Annotated in this window: 6 protein-coding genes; 4 read left to right on the plus strand and 2 right to left on the minus strand. The window is 71.9% G+C overall.

Translation table 11 applies throughout. The annotated features are described in order from the left end of the window. The 4 genes from NHG85_RS14610 to rsmA form a co-directional block, all read left to right on the plus strand. A partial coding sequence (locus NHG85_RS14610; protein ID WP_253333635.1) for an LPS-assembly protein LptD occupies positions 1-982 on the plus strand: 982 nt, incomplete at its 5' end. A 32-nt stretch (positions 983-1014) separates the two neighbouring features. Continuing rightward, complete coding sequence (locus NHG85_RS14615) at positions 1015-2226, plus strand: peptidylprolyl isomerase (RefSeq protein ID WP_253333637.1); 1212 nt, start codon at positions 1015-1017, stop codon at positions 2224-2226. Next, on the plus strand, positions 2223-3194 hold the full coding sequence (gene pdxA / locus NHG85_RS14620) for a 4-hydroxythreonine-4-phosphate dehydrogenase PdxA (RefSeq protein ID WP_253333639.1): 972 nt from the start codon (positions 2223-2225) through the stop codon (positions 3192-3194). The genes NHG85_RS14615 and pdxA overlap by 4 nt, the downstream gene beginning before the upstream one ends. Before the next feature lie 70 nt (positions 3195-3264). Next, entirely contained in the window at positions 3265-4110 is an 846-nt protein-coding gene (gene rsmA, locus NHG85_RS14625) for a 16S rRNA (adenine(1518)-N(6)/adenine(1519)-N(6))-dimethyltransferase RsmA (protein ID WP_253333641.1), read from the plus strand. A 57-nt stretch (positions 4111-4167) separates the two neighbouring features. Here the strand turns inward: rsmA and NHG85_RS14630 are convergent, their stop codons facing one another. Both NHG85_RS14630 and prmC read right to left on the minus strand, forming a co-directional pair. After that, a complete protein-coding gene (locus tag NHG85_RS14630; protein ID WP_253333643.1) occupies positions 4168-4878 on the minus strand; it encodes a DUF4167 domain-containing protein in 711 nt (236 codons plus the stop codon). Between the two features lie 222 nt (positions 4879-5100). Beyond that, positions 5101-5883 (minus strand): peptide chain release factor N(5)-glutamine methyltransferase (prmC, locus tag NHG85_RS14635; RefSeq protein WP_253333645.1); only part of this gene is annotated, 783 nt, incomplete at its 5' end.

A 5883-nucleotide genomic window follows, 5' to 3' on the forward strand; every position in this document is an offset into this window, starting at 1 on the left:
GGGGCGCGACGGCGCGACCCCGCGCGGCGACCGCGACGAGCTGCGCGCGGGCCTCTCGGCGGATTGGCACCGCGGCCGGGTGCTCGGTCCCGGCATCCTTCTGGACACGGAGGTGCAGCTGCGCTTCGACGGCTATGCCGTCTCCGACAGGGAGCTGTCGACGCGCGCCTGGGAGGCGGCGGGGGTGACGCTGCGCTGGCCGCTCATGCGCCACGAGAGCGGCTCGGGCGCCACGCAGCTGATCGAGCCGGTGGTCAGCCTGTCCTATGCCGCCCGGCAGGGCAAACAGCCCGCCAACCGCGATGCCCGCCTGCCCGAATTCGGCCCCGCCAGCCTGCACGCGCTCGACCGCCTGCCGGGCGAGGACCTGCTCGAAACCGGGCTGAGCGCCGGGCTTGGCCTGCGCTGGAGTCGCACCGACAGCCAGGGGCGCGGGCTGTCGATTCTCGCCGGGCAGCTGCTGCGCGACGAGGCGCTCGACGATCTGTCCGAGGGCACGGGCCTGGGCCGGACCCGGTCGGACTGGCTGGTCTCGGCCCGCGCCGATCTGGGCGAGGCGCTCGATCTGGGGGTCCATGCCACCTTCGACAGCCGGTTCGAGGTCTCGGGCGCGGAGGCCCGGCTGGAGCTCGATCGCGGCCCGGTCGATCTCTCGGCGGCCTATCTGTGGCTTCAGCCTGAAACGGGCAGCGGCCAGCTCGAACAGATCAGCGAGGTCTCGCTCGACGCCGATTTCCGGCTCGGGCCGCGCTGGAGCCTTGCCGCCGAGGCGCGCTACGACATCGCCGCCGATGCGCCGGTGCGCGCCGGAATCGGCGCCGGCTGGCGCAACGAATGCGTCACGGTGGACCTTTCGGTATCGCGCCGCTACACCGAGACCGACGAGGTGGACCCTTCCACCAGCTTCGGGCTTTCGGTCAATCTGAACGGCTTTTCCGCCGCCGGGCAGAGCGTGACCGCGGCACGGGCCTGCGAAGACTGACAGCGAGTGATTCGACGATGATGGGAGCCGGAATGCGGGCTTTGAATTTCGTGGGCGCCGCGGCGCTGGCCGTCGCGCTGGCCGCGCCCTCGGGCGCCATGGCGCAGGGGCTCTTCGCCCCCGCCGTGACCGTGAACGGCAGCGCCGTCACCAATTACGAGCTGGACCAGCGCGCCAAGCTGCTCGCCGCCTTCAACACCCCCGGCGACCCCGCGGTGCTGGCGCGAGAGCAGCTGGTCGAGGAAAGGCTCAAGCTGCAGGCGCTCGACCGCGCCGGGATGCAGCTCACCGAGGAAGGGCTCGCCACCGCGATGGAAGAGTTCGCGCAGCGCGCGAACCTGTCGCTCGACGCCTTTCTCGCCAGTCTCGCAAGCCAGGGCATCGCGCGCGAGACGCTGCGCGACTTCGTGAAGGTCAATGCCTCGTGGCGCGACTACATCCGCCGCCGCTACGGGCAGACGGTCGAAGTCAGCGAGGCCGAGATCGACGCGGGCCTGGCGCAGCAAAGCGGGCCCGACGGGGTCGAGCTGCTGCTCAACGAGATCATCATCGCCGCCCCGCCGCCGCGCGCCGCCGCCGCCATGGCCCGCGCCGAGGCGATCTCCAAGCTGCGCTCCACCGCCGCCTTCGAAGCGCAGGCGCGCGAGGTCTCGGCCCTGCCCACCCGCGCGCAGGGCGGGCGGCTCGACTGGGCCGCGCTGTCGAACTACCCCGCCGGGCTGCACGGGCTTCTGCTGTCGCTGGAGCCGGGCGAAGTGACGCCGCCGATCCCGATCCGCAACGGCGTGGCGCTGTTCCAGCTGCGCGACATCCGCGAGGCGCCCCAGGCCCCCACTGAGATCGCGCAGGTCGATTACGCGCAATTCGCCATTCCCGGCGCCGGCACCGCGCAGGCGCTGGCCGAGGCCGCCCGCATCGACGCGGTGACCGACACCTGCGACGATCTCTACGGCGTGGCCCGCGGCCTGCCCGAGGAGCGGCTGGTGCGTCGCAGCGTCGCCCCCGCCGCGCTGCCGCGCGATCTGGGGCTGGAGCTGGCGCGGCTCGACCGCAACGAGGCCTCGTGGAACCTGTCGAGCGACGGCACGCTGCTGTTCACCATGCTCTGCGCCCGCACCCCCGCCGCCGCCTTGGACGAGGACGCGCGCAGCGCCATGCGCAACGAGATCGTCAGCAGGAAGCTCACCGCGCGGGCCGACATCCTGCTCGCCGAGCTGCGCGCGCAGGCGCGCATCGCGCCGTGACGCCGATCGCGATCTCCTGCGGCGAGCCTGCGGGCATCGGCCCCGAGATCGCGGCCCGCGCTTGGGAGCGCCTGCGCGACGAGATCCCGCTCCTTTGGCTCGGCGATCCGCGTCACCTGCCCGATGCGGTGGCATGGCAGGCGGTGGAGAGCGCCGCCGAGGCCGCCACCGTCTCCGGCCAGGCCCTGCCGGTGCTGGCCCGCGATTTCGGCGCGCCGGCGGTGCCCGGACAGCCCGACCCCACCCATGCCCAGGGCGTGATCGACGCGATCAGCGACGGGGTGGAGCTGGTGTGCGCGGGCGACTGCGCGGCGCTCTGCACCGCCCCCATCCACAAGGCCGCGCTGATCGACGGCGCGGGCTTCGCCCATCCCGGCCATACCGAGTTCCTTGCCGATCTGGCGGGCGTGGACGAGGTGGTGATGATGCTCGCCTGCCCGGCGCTGCGCGTCGTGCCCGCGACGATCCACATCCCGCTGTCGCAGGTGCCGAAGCTGCTCACGCCCGAGCTGCTCGAAGGCACGATCCGCATCACCCATGCCGCGCTGATCCGCGATTTCGGCATCATGGCGCCGCGCATCGCCATCGCCGGCCTCAACCCGCACGCGGGCGAGGATGGCAAGATGGGGTGTGAGGAGATCGAGATGATCGCGCCGCTTCTGGAGCGCCTGCGGGCCGAGGGCTTCGACCTCGCGGGGCCGATGTCGGCCGACACCATGTTCCACGCCTCCGCCCGCACGGGCTATGACGCGGCGGTCTGCATGTATCACGACCAGGCGCTGATCCCGATCAAGACCATCGATTTCTCGGGCGGCGTCAACGTCACGCTCGGCCTGCCCTTCATCCGCACCTCGCCCGATCACGGCACCGCCTTCGGCATCGCGGGCAAGGGGCTGGCCGATCCGTCCTCGATGATCGCCGCGATCCGCATGGCCGCCGATATGGCGCTGGCGCGCGGCGCGCGCTAAGGGAACGGCGCGGCGGTCCTTGGCGGAGCGCCATGCGTATTTTCGGAAAGATGAACGAGGGATCGCCGCCATGGCCGCCATCGACGACCTGCCGCCCCTGCGCGAGGTGATCGAAACCCACGGGCTGCGCGCCAAGAAGACGCTGGGCCAGAACTTCCTGCTGGATCTCAACCTCACCGCCCGCATCGCCCGTGCGGCGGGCGACCTGCCCGGCTCCGACATCCTCGAGATCGGCCCCGGCCCCGGCGGGCTGACCCGCGGGCTTCTGGCCGAGGGCGCGCGCCGCGTGCTCGCCATCGAGAAGGACGGGCGCTGCATGCCCGCGCTGGCCGAGATCGCGGCGCATTACCCGGGTCGGCTGCAGGTGATCGAGGGCGACGCGCTCGAAATCGACCCGTTGGCGCATCTGACGCCGCCCATCCGCGTCGCGGCCAACCTGCCCTACAATGTCGGCACCGAGCTTCTGGTGCGCTGGCTCACGCCCAAGGCCTGGCCGCCCTTCTGGGAAAGCCTGACGCTGATGTTCCAGCGCGAGGTGGCCGAGCGGATCGTCGCGCAGCCGGGCTCCAAGGCCTACGGCCGCCTCGCCATCCTCGCGCAGTGGCGGGCCTCGGCGCGGATCGTGCTCGACCTGCCGCCGCAGGCCTTCGTGCCCGCGCCCAAGGTCTCCTCGGCGGTGGTCCATCTTACCGCCCTGCCCGAGCCGCGCTTCCCGGCCGATCCGGCGGTGCTGAGCCGCGTCGTGGCCGCGGGCTTCAACCAGCGGCGCAAGATGCTGCGCGCCTCCCTCAAGGGCGTGGCGCCGGGGATCGAGGATCACCTCGCCGCCGCGGGCATCCCTGCCACCGAGCGGGCCGAGCAGGTCGGGCTCGAGGCCTGGTGCGCGCTGGCCCGCTCGATCAAATCCGCAGGCTGACGAAAAAGGCGGGGTCCCGGAGGGGCGCCGCCTTTCCGGTTTTCATGTTCCGGGATCTTACTCGGCGGCGTCCGCCGGAGACTCGCCGTCCGTCTTGGCCGGCGCATCGGCCTTGGCCGAAGCGCGGGGCTTGCGGGCGCGCGGCGCGGGCTTCTCGCCCTCGGGCGTGTCGCGCTTCACCCGCGGCTTGCGGGCGCGCTTGGGCTTTTCGCCCTCGGCCTGCGGCTCGGCGGGCTGGATCGTCTGCGCCGGCTGGGCGGGAATCTCGCGACCCCCCTCGCGGTTTTCCGGCGTCTCGACGAGATCGCTGGCGGGCGCCTCGTGGCGGGCCTCCTGCCGGGCGTCAACGCGGGGCTCGGGCTGTGCCGGTTGCGCGGCCTGGGCCGCCTGCGCCGCCTCTTCTTCCTGCGCCTTCAGCCGGGCCGCCCGCTCGCGGTCGCGCTCGGCCTGCCGGTCGCGCTCGGCCTGACGTTCGCGGTTCTGGGCCTCGGCCTCCTCGCGCTTGGCGTCGATCTCGCGCTGCGCCTCGGCCAGCATCCGCAGGTAATGCTCGGCGTGCTGGGCAAAGTTCTCGGCGGCGACGCGGTCGCCCGACAGCTGCGCGTCGCGGTGCAGCTGGTTGTATTTCTCAATGATCTGCTGCGGCGTGCCGCGCACCTTGCCGTCCGGGCCCGAACTGTCGAACACGCGGTTGACGATATTGCCACCGGAGGGACGGTTGTTGTTGCGGTTCTTGTTGCCGCGCGAGCGTGACTTCGATGATCTCATGTGATTCTTCGGTTCCGGCCTGGCTCAGGCGTTGCGCTTGTGCCCCGGTCTGCGCGCGCGAGGCGCGCTGCTGCGACGTCGGGGCCTGCGATGATCTGGCAGCGTGTCGGGGCTTGAAGGCGCATGCGCCTTCCTCCGTCCGATGCCTAGGACTAACCATTCACGACGGCAAGGAGCAAGCGGAAACTATGAAAACCGCTTCGAAACCGGCATTTTTCGCCGTCAGAAGCCCGATTGCGGCAGTCCCAGCACGATAACCCGATCGCGGCCGTCGAGATCGGGGATGAGCGCGATGGGTGCGAAATCGCGCGCCACGGCCAGCGTGCCCACCGCCTCGGTCTGCCCCGCGCCTAGCTCCATGATCAGCCGCCCGCCCGGGGCCAGCACCTGCGCCGCGCCGTCGAGTATCGCGCGGTAGCTCGACAGCCCGTCCGCCCCGTCGGTCAGCGCGCCCTCGGGCTCCCAGTCGCGCAGCTCGGGCGCGAGATCCGCCATCTCAGCGCGCGCGATATAGGGCGGGTTCGACACCACGAGGTCGAACATCCCCTCGACCCCGCTGACCCAGTCGGAGACCGTCACATGCGCCCTGTCCGACAGGCCAAGGGCGATGGCGTTCTCGCGTGCCACAGCGCAGGCGGCCTCGGAAATATCGACGCCCACGCCGCGCGCGTCCGGCATCTCCGCCAGCAGCGTCAGCAGGATGCAGCCCGACCCCACGCCGAGGTCGAGCACATGGCCGAAGGGTTCGGACAGCGCCGCCTCGATCAGCGCCTCGGTTTCGGGGCGCGGGTCGAGCACGTCGCGCGTCACCTTGAAGCGGCGACCGTAGAAGGCGCGGCTGCCGGTCAGGTGGCTGACCGGTTCGCGCGCGCAGCGCCGCGTCACCAGCGCCTCGAAGACGGCCAATCTCTCGCCGTCCACCGGCTCGGGCAGCACCAGCGTCAGCCGCCCCGGATCGACGCCGATCGCGTGGGAGAACAGCCGCCGCGCGTCGCGCCCCGGATC

It is taken from the genome of Limimaricola litoreus, from assembly GCF_024159025.1.
GTDB classification, from domain to species: domain Bacteria; phylum Pseudomonadota; class Alphaproteobacteria; order Rhodobacterales; family Rhodobacteraceae; genus Limimaricola; species Limimaricola litoreus.